The organism is Caldimonas sp., assembly GCF_046289365.1.
Taxonomy (GTDB): Bacteria; Pseudomonadota; Gammaproteobacteria; order Burkholderiales; family Burkholderiaceae_C; genus Caldimonas.
The window spans coordinates 14,839-32,380 of sequence record NZ_JBKBVU010000018.1; the positions used below are offsets into that span (position 1 = coordinate 14,839).

At 69.8% G+C, this 17,542-nt stretch carries 17 protein-coding genes; 12 read left to right on the forward strand and 5 right to left on the reverse strand.

Annotated features, from left to right (window positions below; translation table 11 throughout):
* Positions 1–52: 52 nt before the first annotated feature.
* Complete coding sequence (locus ACK42S_RS03515; protein WP_409703405.1) at positions 53–1,078, reverse strand: LacI family DNA-binding transcriptional regulator; 1,026 nt, start codon at positions 1,076–1,078, stop codon at positions 53–55.
* Positions 1,079–1,230: 152 nt separating this feature from the next.
* Between ACK42S_RS03515 and ACK42S_RS03520 the strand changes: the two genes are divergently transcribed.
* From ACK42S_RS03520 to ACK42S_RS03545, 6 genes are all read left to right on the forward strand, one after another.
* The gene (locus tag ACK42S_RS03520) at positions 1,231–1,773 is read left to right on the forward strand and encodes a gluconokinase (protein ID WP_409703408.1); all 543 of its coding nucleotides are present in this window, start codon (positions 1,231–1,233) and stop codon (positions 1,771–1,773) included.
* 95 nt (positions 1,774–1,868) lie between these two features.
* A complete protein-coding gene (locus ACK42S_RS03525) occupies positions 1,869–2,321 on the forward strand; it encodes a TRAP transporter small permease (protein ID WP_409703411.1) in 453 nt (150 codons plus the stop codon).
* A gap of 12 nt (positions 2,322–2,333) precedes the next feature.
* Positions 2,334–3,611: a TRAP transporter large permease gene (locus ACK42S_RS03530; RefSeq protein ID WP_409703414.1), complete on the forward strand. Its 1,278-nt coding sequence runs from the start codon at positions 2,334–2,336 to the stop codon at positions 3,609–3,611.
* A 55-nt stretch (positions 3,612–3,666) separates the two neighbouring features.
* Entirely contained in the window at positions 3,667–4,677 is a 1,011-nt protein-coding gene (locus ACK42S_RS03535; protein ID WP_409703417.1) for a TRAP transporter substrate-binding protein, read from the forward strand.
* Positions 4,678–4,804: 127 nt separating this feature from the next.
* The gene (locus tag ACK42S_RS03540) at positions 4,805–5,431 is read left to right on the forward strand and encodes a DUF502 domain-containing protein (protein WP_409703420.1); all 627 of its coding nucleotides are present in this window, start codon (positions 4,805–4,807) and stop codon (positions 5,429–5,431) included.
* A 120-nt stretch (positions 5,432–5,551) separates the two neighbouring features.
* Entirely contained in the window at positions 5,552–7,642 is a 2,091-nt protein-coding gene (locus tag ACK42S_RS03545; RefSeq protein WP_409703423.1) for a TonB-dependent receptor family protein, read from the forward strand.
* A 21-nt stretch (positions 7,643–7,663) separates the two neighbouring features.
* Here ACK42S_RS03545 and ACK42S_RS03550 read toward each other — a convergent pair whose 3' ends face one another.
* On the reverse strand, positions 7,664–8,809 hold the full coding sequence (locus tag ACK42S_RS03550; RefSeq protein ID WP_409703426.1) for an HD domain-containing phosphohydrolase: 1,146 nt from the start codon (positions 8,807–8,809) through the stop codon (positions 7,664–7,666).
* Positions 8,810–9,023: 214 nt separating this feature from the next.
* Here ACK42S_RS03550 and ACK42S_RS03555 point away from each other — a divergent pair, with 214 nt between their 5' ends.
* The 4 genes from ACK42S_RS03555 to gloA all read left to right on the forward strand — a co-directional run bounded on the left by ACK42S_RS03555 (position 9,024) and on the right by gloA (position 12,796).
* Complete coding sequence (locus ACK42S_RS03555) at positions 9,024–10,670, forward strand: methyl-accepting chemotaxis protein (protein WP_409703429.1); 1,647 nt, start codon at positions 9,024–9,026, stop codon at positions 10,668–10,670.
* A 105-nt stretch (positions 10,671–10,775) separates the two neighbouring features.
* A complete protein-coding gene (locus tag ACK42S_RS03560) occupies positions 10,776–11,594 on the forward strand; it encodes an SDR family NAD(P)-dependent oxidoreductase (RefSeq protein WP_409703432.1) in 819 nt (272 codons plus the stop codon).
* Between the two features lie 14 nt (positions 11,595–11,608).
* A complete protein-coding gene (locus ACK42S_RS03565; RefSeq protein WP_409703435.1) occupies positions 11,609–12,238 on the forward strand; it encodes a DsbA family protein in 630 nt (209 codons plus the stop codon).
* A 165-nt stretch (positions 12,239–12,403) separates the two neighbouring features.
* Complete coding sequence (gloA, locus tag ACK42S_RS03570) at positions 12,404–12,796, forward strand: lactoylglutathione lyase (RefSeq protein WP_409703438.1); 393 nt, start codon at positions 12,404–12,406, stop codon at positions 12,794–12,796.
* Here the strand turns inward: gloA and eda are convergent, their stop codons facing one another.
* Together eda and edd are read right to left on the reverse strand one after the other, a co-directional pair.
* A complete protein-coding gene (gene eda, locus ACK42S_RS03575) occupies positions 12,797–13,426 on the reverse strand; it encodes a bifunctional 4-hydroxy-2-oxoglutarate aldolase/2-dehydro-3-deoxy-phosphogluconate aldolase (RefSeq protein WP_409703441.1) in 630 nt (209 codons plus the stop codon).
* A gap of 2 nt (positions 13,427–13,428) precedes the next feature.
* Positions 13,429–15,243, reverse strand: a complete 1,815-nt coding sequence (edd, locus tag ACK42S_RS03580; RefSeq protein WP_409703444.1) for a phosphogluconate dehydratase — start codon at positions 15,241–15,243, stop codon at positions 13,429–13,431.
* Positions 15,244–15,483: 240 nt separating this feature from the next.
* On the opposite strand from edd, the gene ACK42S_RS03585 reads away from it, so the two are divergent.
* Positions 15,484–16,116 (forward strand): gamma-glutamylcyclotransferase, encoded by a 633-nt coding sequence (locus ACK42S_RS03585; RefSeq protein ID WP_409703447.1) that lies wholly within the window; start codon positions 15,484–15,486, stop codon positions 16,114–16,116.
* Positions 16,117–16,130: 14 nt separating this feature from the next.
* On the opposite strand, the gene ACK42S_RS03590 is transcribed toward ACK42S_RS03585, so the two are convergent.
* On the reverse strand, positions 16,131–16,775 hold the full coding sequence (locus ACK42S_RS03590) for an NTP transferase domain-containing protein (RefSeq protein ID WP_409703450.1): 645 nt from the start codon (positions 16,773–16,775) through the stop codon (positions 16,131–16,133).
* A gap of 184 nt (positions 16,776–16,959) precedes the next feature.
* Here ACK42S_RS03590 and pdxH point away from each other — a divergent pair.
* Positions 16,960–17,542 (forward strand): pyridoxamine 5'-phosphate oxidase (pdxH, locus tag ACK42S_RS03595; protein WP_409703453.1); only part of this gene is annotated, 583 nt, incomplete at its 3' end.

The following is a 17,542-nucleotide window of genomic DNA, read 5'->3' on the forward strand; positions in this document are numbered from 1 at the left end:
AACCGTCTAGAAGCCACAAACCCGCTAGTGTCCTTGAAAACCGGGCGGTGGTTCAAGAACTTTGCCGCACCACCACCTCGTAGCCCAGACGCACGCAAGCCTGAGCTGGCCGCTGACCGCCGATGAGTTGCAACAACATGCGTGCGCCTTCGGTGCCCACCTGCGAGCGTGGCGTGCGCACCGTGGTCAGCGGCGGCAACATTTGATCGCTGCCGGCCAAGTCATTGAAGCCGGCCACGGCCAGTTGCTCGGGCACCTTCACCCCGAGGCGCTGCGCCGCCAGCAGCCCGCCTTGGGCCAGGTCGTCATTGTTGAAAAACACGGCCTGCGTGTCCGGCCGCAAACGCAGCAACTGCTCGAGCAAACGCGCGCCCAGCGCGATCGACGAGCGCTCGGGGCTGAGCAGTTCCAGCGACGGGTCGTAGCACTGCGCCTGCCGCAAGGCCCTGCGGTAGCCCTCGGCACGCTGCATCGTGCGCGGGTCGAGCTGGGCGGCGATGAAGGCAATGCGCCGGTGACCGCGCGACAGCAGGTGGCGCGTCAAGTCGGCCCCCGCATCCGTCTGCGAAAAGCCCACGCAGAACACGCCCGGGGCGTCGGTGGTTTCCATCAGGTGCACGCAGGGCACGCCGCTGGCCGCAATCAGCCGCCGCGCGGCCTCGGTGCGGTCGAAGCCGGTCACCAGCAACCCCGCCGGCCGGTGAGCCAGGTAGCTGCGCAGCAACTGCTCCTCCTCCACGGCATCGTAGTGCGTGACCCCGATCAAGGGCTGGTAGCCGGCCGGGAACAGCACCCGGTGCACGGCTTCCAGCAGGTCGACGAACAGGGCGTTGGACAGCATCGGCACCAGCACGGGCACCTGCGTGCTGCGCTGCGAGGCCAGGGTCCGCGCCGCCGGATCGGGCACATAACCCAGGCGCTCGACGGCCGAACGCACCCGCGCCACCAGCTCGCTGGCCACGCCGCGCTCGCCGCGCAGCGCCCGAGACGCGGTGATGGGGCTGACCTGCGCCTCGCGGGCGACGTCCTGCAGGGTGACACGACCGCTGGAGCGGCGCTTGCGCGAAGGAAGATCCAAGGGTTTACCCTAGGTATGCGGCGGGATTCTTGGTCTAGGATAGCGCTACCAAATCGTCAACACAACCCCCCCCCCCGACTCCCTCTTCGCGGCGAACAGCCCTTCAAACAGCGTCCTGCGGTCGTCAGCATCCTTGCCCTTCTGTTTTGACAATGGATAGCGCTACCAAATCAACTTCCTCCCCTGCCGCAGCCGCCCTGGTGGTGATGGGCGTGGCCGGTTGCGGCAAGTCGAGCCTGGGCCGGGCCTGTGCCGAAGCGCTGGCCTGGCCCTTGCTGGAGGGCGACGACTACCATTCCCACGAGAGCGTGGCGAAGATGAAGGCCGGCATCGCCCTCACCGATGCCGACCGGGAAGGCTGGCTCGCCCGGCTGGGACAGATGCTGGCCGAGCGTCCGCAAGGGGCGGTACTGACCTGCTCGGCGCTCAGACAGCGCTACCGCGACCAGCTCCGCGCCGCCCGGCCGGGGCTGCACTTTGCCTTCCTGGACCTGGACGAGGCCACCGCCCGCGAGCGGGTGGCCGCCCGCGCCGGCCACCTCTTCCCGCCCAGCCTGGTGGCCAGCCAGTTCGCCACGCTGGAATCCCCCGTGGGCGAACCGGGTGTGCTGCACCTGGATGCCACCTTGCCGCTGGAGCGCTTGCGCGACCAGGTGCTCGCCTGGTTGCGCCACTCGACGGAGACCCCCGCATGAGCTCTGCCTCCTCCTCTGCCCCGTCCCCTGCCCCTTCGTCGCGGCGGCCGCCCCACGGCGCGGGGGGGAACCCGCGCCGCCTTGCCGAGGCGGCCATGGCCCCTAGGCTGGCCGGCATGGTCCTTGCCGTCTTCCTCCACATGGTGTTGCGCTACTTCTTCAACACAGGCCTCGCCATCTCGGAGGAGCTGTCGCGCCTGCTCTTCGTGTGGCTGGTGTGCATCGGCGCGGTCCTGGCCATGGCCGAAGGCAAGCATCTGGGCTTCGACATGGTGACCAGCCGCCTGCAGGGCCGAAGTGCCGCAGTGTGCCGCTGGCTCACCCGCGCACTCATCGCCGTGGCGCTGTACTACCTCATCACGGGGTCCTGGCAGCAGGTGCTGGCCGGCCTGGCCTCGCGCAGCCCGGTGATGAATTACCCGCTGGCGCTGGGCGCGGCGGGCACGCTGGTGATGGGCGCCGCGATGGCGGTGCTCCTGCTGGCCGAATGCGTGGCCGCGCTGCGCCACGGCGACCGGGCCGCCCCGAGCGCCTCGCACCTCGATTGAGCCCCGACCGCCATGACGATCGCCCTCTTCCTCTTCGTGCTCTTTGCGGCCATGACGGTGGGGGTGCCCATCGCGTTTGCGCTGATGCTCACGGCGCTGGCCCTGATGGTGCACCTGGACTTCTTCGACGCCCAACTGCTCGCGCAAAACGTGCAGGCCGGCTTCGACAGCTTCCCGCTGCTGGCCGTGCCCTTCTTCATCCTGGCCGGCGAGTTGATGAACGCCGGCGGCCTGAGCCGGCGCATCATCGACCTGGCGCGCGTGTTCGTGGGCCACATCCAGGGGGGCCTGGGCTACGTGGCCATCGCGGCCTCGGTGATGCTGGCCTCGATGAGCGGCTCGGCCATCGCCGACACGGCCGCCCTGGCCACGCTGCTGCTGCCGATGATGCGCAGGCAGCACTACCCCGACGGCTCCAGCGCGGGCTTGATCGCCTCGGGCGGCATCATCGCGCCCATCATCCCGCCGTCGATGCCGATGGTGATCTATGGTGTCACCACCAACACCTCGATCAGCAAGCTCTTCCTGGCCGGGATCGTGCCCGGCGTGCTGATGGCCACGGCGCTGGTGCTGGTGTGGCGGCGCATCTCGGGCCGGGCCGCGTTGCCGGTGGCCGACAAGGCGCCCTGGAGCGAACGCTGGCATGCGCTGGCCCGCAGCGTGTGGGCCCTGATGCTGCCGGTCATCATCATCGGCGGCCTGCGCTTCGGCTTGTTCACGCCCACCGAAGCGGCCGTGGTGGCCGCCGTCTATGCCTTGCTGGTGGCCACGCTGGTCTACCGCGAACTCAAGCCCGCCGGTCTGTATCAGGTGTTCGTGTCGGCCGCCAAGACCACCGGCGTGGTGATGTTCCTGTGCGGTGCGGCCACGGCGGCGTCGTACATGATCACGCTGGCCGACCTGCCCGGCGACCTGGCGCGCAGCTTCGGCCCGCTGCTGGAGCACCGCGTGCTCTTCATGCTGGTGGTGGCGGTCTTCCTGCTGGCCATCGGCATGGTGATGGACCTCACACCCACCATTTTGATCCTCGGCCCGGTGCTGGCGCCGCTGGCGGCGCGGGCCGGCATCGACCCGGTGTACTTCGGCTTCGTCTTCATCTTCGTGGGCAGCCTGGGCCTGCTCACGCCGCCGGTGGGCACGGTGCTCAACGTGGTGGCCGGCGTGGGCCGGCTGCGCATGGAGCCGGTGGTCCGCGGCGTGCTGCCCTTCCTGGCCGTGTACGTCGCCTTGCTGCTGCTGATGATCCTTTTCCCGCAGATCGTGCTGGCGCCGCTGCGCTGGCTGACCTGATCGTTCCTGGCGACCCCGGTCGCGTTCCCGACCTTTCCACACAAGGAGACCTCGCATGAAACTCAAACTCGCTGTCGCCGCCCTCGGTGTGGCCCTGCTGGCCGCCGGCCAGGTCTGGGCCCAGGACATCAAGCCGCGCATGATCCGCTTCGGCTACGGCCTCAACGAAGAATCGAACCAGGGTCGCGCGGTCAAGCTCTTCGCCCAGGAGGTGGAAAAAGCCTCGGGCGGCAAGATGCGTGTGCGTGCCATCGGCGCCGCGGCGCTGGGCTCGGACGTGCAGATGCAGCAAGCCCTGATCGGCGGCGCCCAGGAGATGATGGTGGGCTCCACCGCCACGCTGGTGGGCATCACGAAGGAAATGGCCATCTGGGACACGCCCTTCCTGTTCAACAACAGCGCCGAGGCCGACGTCGTGCTCGACGGCCCGGTGGGCCAGAAGGTGATGGACAAACTCCAGGAAAAGGGCCTGGTGGGCCTCGTGTACTGGGAGAACGGCTTTCGCAACCTCACCAACAACAAGCAGCCGGTCACCAAGCTGGAAGACCTCAACGGCATCAAGCTGCGCGTGATGCAGAACAACGTCTTCCTCGACAGCTTCAAGAGCCTGGGCGCCAATGCCATCCCCCTGCCCTTCTCGGAACTGTTCACCGCGCTCGAGACCCGCGCGGTGGACGGCCAGGAGAACCCCTACAACACCATCCTGTCGAGCAAGTTCTACGAGGTGCAGAAGTACCTGACCGTCACCAACCACGTCTACAGCCCCTGGATCGTGCTGGCCAGCAAGAAATGGTGGGACGGCCTGAGCCAGGCCGAGCGCAAGGTGTTGCTGGATGCCGCCGTCAAGAGCCGCGACTTCGAGCGCAAGGACACGCGTGAGGAAGCCGCCCGGGCCCTGGCCGAGCTGAAGGCCAAGGGCATGCAGGTCAATGAGCTGTCGAGCGCCGAGGCCAACCGCATGCGCGAGAAGCTGACCGCCGTGCACGCCAGCATCGCCGAGCAGGTCGGCCGCGACCTGTGGAACGAGACCCAGGCGGCACTGGCCAAGGTGCGCGGCGGCAAGTAAAAAGCTTCGCCCCCCGCACGACGCCCGCGGCCCGCGCCGCGGGCGTCGCCGTTTTCGGCACCTCAGGCGGCTGTCAGCGCTCGCTGCTATCCTGACGGGCTCGCGGTTTTGCCCCTGTCACCCCGTGATGAACCCCCTGATCAAGCGCTGGACCCAGTACTTCGTGCGGGGTCTGCTGGCCATCCTGCCCCTGGCTCTGACCGTCTACGTGCTCTACGTCTTCCTGGCGTGGACGGACAGCATGGCACGTTGGCTCACCTACCCGCTGTTCGGGAACACCTACATCCCCGGCCTGGGGCTGGCGCTGGCGGTGGTGGCCATCGGGGGGCTGGGCTTCGTGATCTCGCTGCCCGCGGTGCGCAGTCTGGCCTCGCTGATCGAGTTTCCCTTCACCAATCTGCCGGTGGTCAAGAGCATCTACACCTCGCTCAAAAGCTTCGCCGACTATTTCGCGCCGCAACACAAGCAGGCCGCCCAGCAGGTCGTGGTGGTGCGTTTCCCAGGCGGCGGGCTCGAGATCATCGGGCTGGTCACGCGCAACAGCCTGGACGGCCTGCCCGAGGGCGTCAGCAAGGACGACCGTGTGGCCGTCTACCTGCCCATGGGCTACATGATCGGCGGCTACACGGTCTTCGTGCCACGCACCTGGATCACGCCGATCGCGATGACGGTGGAAGAGGCGATGCGCTCGGCGCTGATCGCCTGGATGGCACGCACCGGCCAGCCCCCGGTGCCTGCGCCGCCGCCGCGCTGACCCCCGGGGCCGAAGCCGGTGCATTGAGGGCGGGATTGCGCCCTGCCGGCGGGACGGGGGCTGGTGATAAGGTGGCGGTATCCTGCCGGCCGCCACCGGCGCCCTTGGGAGAGCCGCCCGATGCCCCTGCCGCCTCCTGCACGCCCTTGCCTGGCCCTGGTGCTGGCCGCCTGCCCGCTGGCCGCCTGGCCCCAAGCGGTCGATGCCGATCGACTCCAGCCCCAGTCCCTCGACCCCGTCGTCGTGACCGGCTCGCGCGAACCCACGCCGCGGCGCGCCTTGCCTGCGGCCGTCGACACCGTCGAGGCCGGTGCGATCCACGAGGGCCAGTTGCGCGTGAACATCTCCGATGCGCTGGTGCGCGTGCCCGGTGTGGTCGCCAACAACCGCCAGAACTACGCCCAGGACCTGCAGGTGTCGATACGCGGCTTCGGCGCCCGCGCCAGCTTCGGCGTGCGCGGCGTGCGGCTGATCCAGGACGGCATCCCGCTGACCATGCCCGACGGTCAGGGGCAGACCGGCTTGTTCGACCTCGACGGCGCCCAGCGCATCGAGGTGTTGCGTGGCCCGCTGTCGGTGCTGTATGGCAACAGCTCCGGCGGCGTGATCCAGGTGGTGTCCGACCTGGACCCCGGGCAGACCTTCGCCGGTGGCGGCCTGTGGGTGGGTGAGGACGACAGCGGGCGCACGATGTGGGAGGCCCGCAGCGACCTGCGCGAGGGCCGCGGCGTAGTGGCCGGCAACCTCAGCCGCTTCCAGACCGACGGCTACCGCGAGCACAGCCGCACACGCCGCGATGCGCTGAACCTGCGCGCCCGCACCGTGCTGGGCGAGCGCAGCAGCCTCACGCTCATCGTCAACCACCTGGACCAGCCCGACACGCTCGACCCCCTGGGCCTGACCGCCGAACAACTGGCGCAGGACCGGCGCCAGCCCGGCAACAACGCGCTGGCCTTCCACACCCGCAAGTCGGTGCGGCACTCGCAGGCAGGCGTGGCCTGGCGGCTGGACCTCTCCGACACCCAGAACCTGCGAGTCTCCGCCTACGGCGGCACCCGCCAGGTCGAACAATTCCTGGCCTTCAGCGGTGCCGCTGCAACCTCCTCGGGCGGCGTGGTCGATTTGGACCGCCAGTTCGCCGGCGCCGGGCTGGAATGGCAAGGCCGCTTCGGCCCGGTGCTGTGGATCGCCGGGCTCGACCATGACCGCAGCCAGGAGCGCCGGCGCGGCTTCGTGAACAACAATGGCACGGCCGGCGACACCCGGCGCGACGAGGACAACGACGCGGCCAACACCGATGCACGCGTGCAGGCCCGCTGGACGCCGCGCCCGGGCTGGACGGTCGTGGGCGGGATGCGCCATTCACGGGTGCGCTTCGAGATCGAGGACCGCTACGTCACCGGCACCAACCCCGACGACAGCGGCTCGCGCGCCTTCCGCCGCGACAGCGCGATGCTGGGCCTGAACGTGGAGGTCCGCCCCGGCTGGCATGTCCACGCCAGCGCGGGACGCGGCTTCGAGACCCCCACCCTGGCCGAGATCGCCTACCGCCCCGACGGTCAGCCGGGCTCCAACCTGGCCCTGCAGCCCGCCCGCCACGACACCTGGGAGTTGGGGTTCAAGGCGCGGCTGACACCGGGCCACGAAGCGGCGCTCACCGGCTTTCGCACCCGGGTGCGCGACGAGATCGTGATCTTCGGCAACGTCGGCGGGCGCAGCACCTTCGCGAACGCCGGCCGGACGTCGCGGCACGGCTGGGAGGCTTCGTGGCACGCACGGTGGTCGGCGCAGTGGGAAAGCGTGCTGGCCCTGACGTGGCTGCAGGCACGGTTCGACGAGTACGTCTCGGCCGGCCAGGACTACAACGGCAACCGCCTGCCCGGCGTGCCGCAACGCTCGGCCTTCGCCGAACTGGTATGGCGCCCCGCCCAGGCCTGGCACCTGGGCCTGGAATGGCGGGCCGTGGACGCACTGCCCGCCAATGACGCGAACTCGGCCTTCGCGGGCGGCTACGGCGTGGCCCATCTGCGCTGGGGGTACGAGGCCGAGCACGGCCCCTGGCGAGTGCGCGCCTTCGCGCGGGTGGACAATGTGGCCGATCGGGCCTACGTCGGCTCGGTCATCGTCAACGCCGCCAATGCACAGTTCTACGAACCGGCGCCCACCCGGCGGTTCAGTGCCGGCCTGAACCTGCAGCGCCACTGGCGCTGAACTCCGCAAGGCGTTACCCCCTCAGACGGCCACACCGTCGGGCGAGTCTGCGGCCTTCGCCGGCGCGCGCAAGGCCGCGTCAATGAGGCGGTGCATCTCGTCGGCATCGTCTGCATGGCGTGCAGCCACGGCGCGGATGGCTTCGTGATCCCGCTCGAAGGCCTCCACGAGCTGCGGGTCGAAATGGGTGCCCCGGCAGCCGCACACGACCGCCACGGCCGTGTCGTGCGGCAGGGCCTCCTTGTAGCTGCGCACGCTGATCAGCGCGTCATACACGGTGGCCAGGGCCACGATGCGTCCGGACAGCGGAATCGCCTCGCCGGCCAGCCCACGCGGATAGCCCGTGCCGTCCCAGCGCTCCTGGTGCGTCAGCGCGATCTCCTGGGCCATCGTGAGCAAGGGACAAGGCACCTCGAGCTGGGCCTGCGCACTGGCCAAGGCCGCATGGCCGCGCAGCGTGTGGGTCTTGACGATCGCAAACTCCTCGGGCGTCAAGCGGCCGGGCTTGCGCAGCAGGTGAGCGGGCACCTCGAGCTTGCCGATGTCGTGCAAGGGCGTGGCACGCACCATCAACTCCAGCCGCTCGTCGTCCAGCTCGGCCAGGCGCCCGGTCAGGCGCCGCCAGCCCAGTGCGAGCACGCGTACATAGCCTTGCATGCGCAGCAGATGGCGGGCGGTTTCGTGATCGCGCCGCTCGGCCAGCAGGGCCAAGGTCCACAACAAGGCGTCGCGCTCCAAGGCCACAGACTGGCTGCGCTGATGCAGCACCGTCTCGAAGTGCTGCTGCCCCTCGCGCAGCAAGACGGCCAGTTGGTGCAGTTGAAGCCGCGGCTGCAAGCGCGCACGCCAGCGTGCGGGGCTCCAAGGCGGTTGGAGCACATCGGACAGCCCCAACGCCAGCCACTCATCGACCGGCGCCGACGGCCCGGCCAAGGCCAGCACCGGGGCCGAACGGCACAGCGGATCGGCGCGCAAGGCATCGAGCCGGCTCGGCAGGCGCTGCGGCTGCTCGGTGGCGTCGATCAGCACCAGCGCCGGCACCGCATCGGCAGGCAAGGCATCGACCAGTTGCGCTTGCGGCGCCAAAGCGGCCTGCACATCCGGCCAGTCCTTGGCCTGGCAGCCAACGATCAGCACCCACACGGGCGGCTTCGTGTCTTGTGGCATGGGTCCCTCGAGCACCGCTCATCCTGCGCTGCCACCGCTGAGCCCGCAACCCCGAATCGGGGGCTCGACAACCCGTCACGGCGCGAAGGCCTCCCGTGATCGAGTTCACACCTGCGGTTTGAGCTGAATCAAGCCCGAGCACGGCCGGGGCTTACGGGAAACCCCGAATCGGCCGATACCGCTCCCATGCTTCAGCTCCCCGGACGAGAGTTCCATGCGTTTGAACCTGCCTGTCACCGACCACGAGTACCGGGTCCCCGAAGGATCCACCCTCGTGTCCACGACCGATTTGCAAGGCCGCATCCTGTACTGCAACCCGGCGTTCATCGAGGTCAGTGGCTACGCCCGCGAGGAATTGCTTGGGCAGCCGCACAACCTCATCCGACACCCGGACATGCCGGAAGAGGCCTTCCGCGACCTGTGGGCCACCATCCAAAGTGGGCTGCCATGGCGGGCGGTGGTCAAAAACCGCCGCAAGGACGGCTCCCATTACTGGGTGATGGCCAATGTCACGCCGCTGGTCGACAACGGCCAGCCGATCGGCTACATGTCGGTGCGCACCGTCCCCAGCCGTGAGGAAGTGCAAGCCGCCCAGGCCTTGTACGCCCGCATGCGCGAGGAACGCGCGGCCGGCCGGCCGGTGCACCGGCTGCAACACGGCCGGGTGCTGCGCGACACCCTGGCCGGTCGCTGGGCGCGCCGGCTCGACGGGGGACTCGGCGCCAAAGTGGGCGCCCTGGCCGCCGCCGTGGTCGGTGTGGCGTTCACGCTGGGCATCGGTGTGGGCCGCGGCGGCGGGCAGGATCTGAGCGCTCAGGCCTGGGCCGGCGGCGCCTTGCTGAGCGTTGCCCTGGCCTGGCTGCTGTACCAAGGGCTGAACGCCCTCATGATCCGTCCGATTCACGGATTGCTCACCCTGGCCCATCGCATGGCCGCCGGCGACCTCACCCAACGCATCGCCGTGGACCGTCACGACCTGATCGGCCGCTTCGCCCAGGCGATGAACCAACTCAATGTGAACCTGATGTCCATCGTGCGCGACGCCCGCGACGAGGTCCAGCGGATCCAGGCCGCCGCAGCCGAGCTCGCCGCAGGCAGCCAGGAGTTGTCGGCACGCACCGAATCGCAAGCCAGCAGCCTGCAGCAGACCGCCTCGTCCATGGAGGAAATCACCGGCACCGTGAGCCATAGCGCCGATGCCGCCCGGCAAGCCGCCGAGCTGGCCGTCCAAGCCCAGGACATCACCGGCCGCAGCAGCCAGGCCGTCGACGAGGTGATCCATACCGTCCAGGCCATCAGCCAAGCCTCGCAGCGCATCGGCGAGATCATCCACGTGGTCGACAGCATTGCGTTCCAAACCAATATCCTCGCCTTGAACGCCGCCGTCGAAGCCGCCCGGGCCGGCGAGCAGGGCCGCGGCTTTGCCGTGGTGGCCGCAGAGGTGCGTGCGCTGGCACAGCGCACCAGCGCGGCCGCCAAAGAGATCAAAGCGCTCATCGGGGAGTCCTCGCGCTGCGTGACGGCCGGCGAGCAACAGGTGAACGCCGCACGCGCCACGATGGACCAAGCCTTGCGCTCGGTGGAGCAGGTCCAGTCCTTGATGGCCGACATCAGCACCGGTGCGCGCGAGCAGCTCAACGGCATCTCGCAAATCAACGAGGCGGTCGCCCAGATGGACACGCTCACGCAGCAAAACGCCGCCATGGTCGAGGAGCTGTCGTCGGCTTCGGCGCAACTCAAGGAGCAAGCGCAGGTCGTGGCCGCCGCGGTGGGTGTGTTCCGGCTCGAAGGAAGCCCGCGCGAGCGCAGCCCCGACGCCGTGAGTTTGCGCCGCCAGATGAAACGCCTGCGTCCGGCCTGACCCCCTCTGACCCCCTGCCAAGCCCCGTTACACTGCAAGCTCATCGCCGCCCGCCTGACGGCCCCCTGGCCGCGGCGGGTGTCGTGCGTTCGACAGGGAGCTTGCATGCCGCACACCTCGCCGCCGTCCGTTTGCTTCGGCCTGCATGGCCGCGTCACTCTCATCACCGGCGCCGCACAAGGCATCGGATCGGCCTGTGCCGAGCGCTTCGCCCGCGAAGAGGCCCCGGTGGTGCTGCTCGATGTCGACGACGCCCAAGGCCAAGCGCTGGCCGATCGCTTGTCGGCCCAAGGCGCCCCGGCCCTGTACCTTCATTGCGACGTGGGCGACAAGGCCCAGGTTGATGCCGCCGTGGCCGCAGCCGTCGAGCGCTTCGGGCGCATCGACGTGCTGGTCAACAACGCCGGCATCTTCCGCGCCGCGGACTTCCTCGACATCACCGAGGCCGATTTCGATGCCGTGTTGCGCGTCAACCTCAAGGGCGCCTTCCTGATGGGGCAGGCCTGTGCGCGCGTGATGGTGCGCCAGGGATCCGGCGGCGCCATCGTCAACATGAGTTCGGTCAATGGCGTGATGGCCATCCCCAGCATCGCCAGCTACAACGCCAGCAAGGGGGGGGTCGACCAGCTCACGCGGGCGATGTCGCTGGCGCTGGTGGACCATGGCATCCGCGTCAATGCGGTGGCCCCCGGCACGATCGCCACCGAACTCGCCCGCCAGGCGGTGCTGGGCAGCGAGGAGGCCCGCGCACGCATCCTCAGCCGCACGCCGATGCAGCGCCTGGGTGAGCCCGCCGAGGTCGCCGAGGCCGTGGCCTACCTGGCCAGCGACGCCGCCAGCTACATCACCGGCGAGATCCTCTATGTCGACGGGGGCCGGCGTGCGCTGAACTACACCGTGCCGGTGAGGGCCGGCACGTCCTGATCCGCCCCGGCGCCATGGGCAGTTCCTGGTCCCTCGTTTACGTGGGCGACCCCCTGTGCTCATGGTGCTATGGCTTCGCGCCGCAGCTCGAGCGGGTGCGCGCTGCCTATGCCCACCTGCCGCTGCAGCTCGTGATGGGCGGCCTGCGCCAGGACGAGCGCCCGATGGACGAACGGCTGCGGGCCCATCTGCGGCGCCACTGGGGCGAAGTGGCGGCCCGCACCGGCCAGCCCTTCGACCTGGGCTGGCTGCGGCGCGAGGATTTCGTCTATACCACCGAACCGGCCTGTCGTGCCGTGATCACGGTGCGCGAGCTGCAGCCGCGCCTGGGCCTGCCGATGTTCCGCGCCATCCAGACGGCCTTCTATGCCCAGGGCCGCGACGTCACCCGCACCGAGGTGCTGGTCGAGCTGGCCGCCTCGATCGGCCTGCCCCGGCAGGCGTTCGAGCCCGCATTCACCAGCCCCGAGCTGCGCGAGGCCACGATCGACGACGTCGCGCTGGCCCAGCGTTGGGGCATCACCGGCTTTCCCACGCTGATCGCCGCCAGCGAGGGCGAGGGGCACATCGTCGCCCCCGGCTGCGTCGATGCCGACACCGTGATCGCCCAGCTGCGCCGCCTGGGTGTGCCCGGTCCTCGCTGAATCCAGGCGCCGGCGCGGCCGGCATCGCCGGTCCTCGCACAAGCCCCGCGGCGCGATGGGCGCATCCGGGGTGCAGCGTGCACGCAGGGCGGGGCCGGGGCACACTGTACGGCGTGCGCGCCTTCAAAGGCGCCCGCGAAACGCTCCCCTCACCCATACCGCACGATGAGAATCCTCCACACCATGCTGCGCGTGGGCAACCTGCAACGCTCGATCGACTTCTACACCAAGGTCATGGGCATGCAGCTCCTGCGCACCACCGACCGTCCGGAACAGCAATACTCGCTCGCCTTCGTCGGCTACGGCCGCAATCCCGAGCACGCCGAGATCGAGCTGACCTACAACTACGGCGTTGAACGCTACGAGCTGGGCACGGCCTACGGCCACATCGCCATCGAGGTGCCCGACGCCTATGCCGCGTGCGAGAAGATCCGCGCCAACGGCGGCCAGATCACCCGCGAGCCCGGCCCCGTCAAAGGCGGCAGCACCGTGATCGCCTTCGTGACCGACCCCGACGGCTACAAGATCGAGCTGATCGAACGCAAGCCCGAGGCCTGATCAGGCTCGCAAGCTGCGGGCCTCACGCGCGAGCTGCGTGATGCGCGCCCAATCGCCGGCCCGGATGGCCTGCGCAGGCGTGAGCCAGGAGCCGCCGCACACCTTCACATTGGGCAGCGCCAGGAACTGCGGTGCCGTCTGCGGCGTGATGCCGCCCGTGGGGCAGAACACCACGTCATGGAAGGGGCTGGCCCAGGCTTGCAGCAGCGGCAGCCCCCCGGCCGCGGTGGCTGGGAAGAACTTCAGGAAGTGCCATCCGTCGGCGTTGGCGGCCATCACCTCGCTGCTGGTGGCCACGCCGGGCAGCAGCGGCAATCCGGCCTCGCGGCAGGCACGGCCGATCTCGCTCGTATAACCCGGGCTCACCGTAAAGCGCGCCCCGGCATCCACCGAAGCCCACACGTCCTGGGGCCGGCGCACCGTGCCCACGCCCACGATGGCCTCGGGAACGTCCCGCGCGATGGCCTGCACGCACTGCAGCGCCACCGGTGTGCGCAGCGTCACCTCCAGCACCTTCACGCCGCCGTCCACGAGGGCGCGCGCCAGCGGCACGGCATCCTCGACACGGTCGAGCACGATCACGGGAATCACGGGGCCATGGTCGGCCAGTTCCAAGGGGTCGGTCATCATGTTCATAGCCAGGTACACGCGCCTTCTTCGGCGCTCAGGACGTTGCGCCGCATGCCGGCGAAGAGCTCACGGCCCAGGCCGCGGCCATGGGCATGCGCCTGTTCGGCCGATGGCAAGGCCCCCTCGCGTGTGGCCCAGGTGGCCTCATCCACCAGCGCCTCCAGCGTACCCGCCACGGCATCGAGGCGGATGAGGTCGCCGTCGCGCACCTTGCCCAGCGGCCCGCCGGCCAGCGCCTCGGGGCTCACATGGATGGCCGCCGGCACCTTGCCCGAGGCACCACTCATGCGGCCATCGGTCACCAGCGCCACCTTGTAGCCCTTGCCTTGCAGCACCGCCAGCGGTGGCGTGAGCTTGTGCAGCTCAGGCATGCCATTGGCGCGTGGGCCCTGGAAGCGCACCACCACGACCACGTCGCGTTCGAGCTCGCCGCGGTTGAAGGCCGCCAGCATGTCCTCCTGGCTGTCGAACACGCGGGCCGGCGCCTCGACGACATGCCGGTCTTCGGGCACCGCCGAGGTCTTGATCACCGAACGGCCCAGGTTGCCGCGCAGCAGCTTCAGCCCGCCGGTGGAGCTGAAAGGCCGGTCGGCGCGGCGCAGCACCGTGTCATCGCCGCTGTCGCCCGGCAGGTCCTGCCAGGCCAGGCCGCCCGGAGCGCGCACGGGCACGCGGGTGTAGGCCGCCAGGCCGCCCTCGGCGACAGTGGCCACATCGGCATGCAGACAGCCGTGGTCGATCAGCTCGCGGATCACGAAGCCCGGGCCGCCGGCGGCCTGGAACTGGTTCACGTCGGCGCTGCCGTTGGGGTACACGCGCGCCAGCAGCGGCACTGCGGCGGAGAGGTCGGAGAAATCGTTCCAGTCGATCAGGATCCCCGCGGCCCGCGCCACCGCCACCCAGTGGATGAGGTGATTGGTGGAACCGCCCGTGGCCAGCAGCGCCACCATGGCATTGACGATGACGCGCTCGTCCACCAGGCGGCCAATGGCCACCTGCTCGGCGCGCTCAATGCCACGCAAAGCCGTGCGCACCGCCTCGCGGGTGAGTTCCTCGCGCAGCTCGGCATGCGGATGGATGAAGGCTGCGCCGGGCACATGCAGGCCCATGGCCTCCAGCAGCATCTGATTGCTGTTGGCCGTGCCATAAAAGGTGCAGGTGCCCGGGCCGTGGTAGGCGGCCGATTCGGCCGCGAGCAGGGCCTCGCGGCCGACCAGACCCTGGGCGAACTGCTCGCGCACCTTGGCCTTGTCGTTGTTGGACAGGCCCGAGCTCATCGGACCGGCCGGCACGAACACGCAGGGCAGATGGCCGAAGTGCAGCGCCCCGATCAGCAGGCCCGGCACGATCTTGTCGCACACCCCCAGCAGCAGCGCGGCATCGAAGACATCATGCGACAGCGCCACCGCGGTGCCCATCGCGATGGTGTCGCGCGAAAACAGGCTCAGCTCCATGCCCGGCTGGCCCTGGGTGACACCATCGCACATGGCCGGCACGCCGCCGGCCACCTGGACGGTGGCGCCCCGGCGGCGCGCCTCGTCGCGGATCACGGCCGGAAACCCCTCATAGGGCTGGTGCGCCGAGAGCATGTCGTTGTAGGCCGTGACGACCCCCAGGTGGGGCGCCCTTTCGGCCACGACACGCAACTTGTCCGACGCCGGCAGCGCCGCAAAGGCGTGTGCCACATTGGCACACCCCATGCGGTCGGCACCGCGAGGACGGCGGGCCATGCCCTCGACGACCTCGAGGTAGGCGCGCCGCGTGGCGGCACTGCGCTCGGCAATGCGCTGGGTGACTTCTTGAATGACGGATTTCATCGCAGGGTCGGCACGCCTGGCGCGTGCGGTTGTAACCAATACCTCAATTCTTAGGTAACTTGGTTACAACGTCAAATCAAAACGCACCCGCCCCACCGCCGGGGTGGAGTTGTGCAGGTCGCCGCCGCCTCCTCCGGGGCCTGCCGTTGCCTGGAACCGACAGGGGGCCTGCGGGACGGAGGAACTTGCGGTACAACCTTTGACCGGCCCCTGCATCGCCGGCGAGCCTGCGACGCGCCCGTGAACCCCAACCTTGCCCACCCTCCTGACCTCGGCAGCGTGCCCATCCTGCGCGATCCGCAGGTGATGCTGGAGCAGACCCTGTCACAGTGGCCCGCCGGTGCCGACCTGTGGGTGTTCGGCTACGCCTCGCTGATCTGGAACCCGGAGATCGAGCACGACCGGCGCCTGCTGGCCCGCGTGCACGGCTACCACCGGCGGTTGAGCATGTGGTCGCGCATCAATCGGGGCACGCCGCTCGAGCCCGGCCTCGTCTTTGCGCTGATGCCCGGCGGGGCCTGCCAGGGCATGGTGTTCCGTGTGCCCCGGGCCATCGCGCGGCGCGAGCTGGACAAGCTGTGGCAGCGCGAGATGCCCACCGGGGTCTACGATCCGCGCTGGCTGCCCTGCCGCACCGCCCAGGGCACAGTGCGCGCGCTGGCCTTCACGCTCAGCCGCAACAGCCCCAACCACACCGGCGCGCTGGACGAAGCGCGCCTGCTGCACATCCTGCGTCATGCCCGCGGCCGCTACGGCACGACGCTGGACTACGTGGTGCGCACCGAGCGCTGCCTGCGCGAGTACGGCATCCATGACCGCGCCCTGGCCGGGCTGCTGGCGCTGGCCCGGCGGCATGGCTTGATCAGCGGCTGAAGACGGGCGAGCGCTCAGGGCCTGCGGTACTCCCTTTGGGCCGCCGGCACGCCGCCGCACGCCGGCACACGGGTCTGCACCGACAGCAGGTCGTGGCGGGTGTCGATGTCCACCAGCACGCCGGGATCGTCCACCTCCACCGCCGCGGCCGGATAGCGCGCCAGGATCCTGCGGGCGCCCTGGTCCCCGTCCAACACCGCGAGCTCCGAGTACAGCTCGGCCGAGAACGCCACCGGGTGGCCACGCTGTCCCTGGAACTGGGCATAGGCCACCGGATGCCCTTCGAGTGCGGCCGCCACGGCCCGCAGCGTCGCCGGGCGCACCAGGGGCATGTCGCCGGGCATCACCAGCCAGCCGGCGGCATCACCCCGCGCGCGCACGCCCGCGGCGATCGAATAGCCCATGCCCAGGTGCTCGCCCGTCCCGTCCGAGCCCGAGGGCACCACGATGACATCTTGCGTGGCCACCCAGCCCTTGACCATGTCGCGCAAGGCGCTGGTGGTCACCACCACCAGCCTCAGACGGCTGGCCAGCACCTGCTGCAGCGTCGCGCCCAGCACCGTGGTGGGGCCCAGGGCCTGCGTGAGCTTGTGTCCCGGCCCCTCGAAGCGCGACCCGGCCCCCGCCGCCAGGACGATGACCACGGGCGCAGACGACATGAACATCCTCCTTGTGATGATGCGATGGTGCACCGGTGCGGCACACCGGCCCTATGGAAGCCCAGTCGGCGCGCCGGCGCCACTGGGGACACCCCGGTTGGGGACAAGCCCTAGGGACCGACCCGCTTGGGGTCGCTGCCGATGGCCGGCGCGCCGTGCGCGGGCGGTGCCTATACTGCCCGCCATGGACAAACGTCTCGCCGATCTGCGCAAGAGCTATGAACGCGCCGAGCTCGATGAACGCAGCGCCGACCCCGATCCGCTGCGCCTGTTTCGCCGCTGGCTCGACGAGGCCCTGGCCGCGCAACTGCCCGAACCCAATGCCATGACCCTGGCCACCGTCGGCGCAGACGGCCGGCCCTCGACCCGCGTCGTGCTGATCAAGGGCTGCGACGAGCGCGGCATCGTCTGGTTCACCAACTACCACAGCCGCAAGGGGCGCGAGCTGGCGGTCCATCCGTACGCCGCCTTGCAGTTCCACTGGGTGGAGCTCGAGCGCGTGGTGCGCATCGAGGGGCGCGTCGAGAAGGTCGCCGAGGCCGAATCGGACGAATACTTCCGCTCGCGTCCGCTGGACTCGCGCATCGGCGCCTGGGCCTCGCCCCAGAGCGAGGTGATCGAATCCCGCGCGGTGCTGATGGCCAACGCCGCGCGCTACGCCGCGCAGTTCGCGCTCAACCCGCCCCGGCCGCCGCACTGGGGCGGCTATCGGCTGGTGCCCGACCGCTGGGAGTTTTGGCAGGGTCGCAAGTCCCGCCTGCACGACC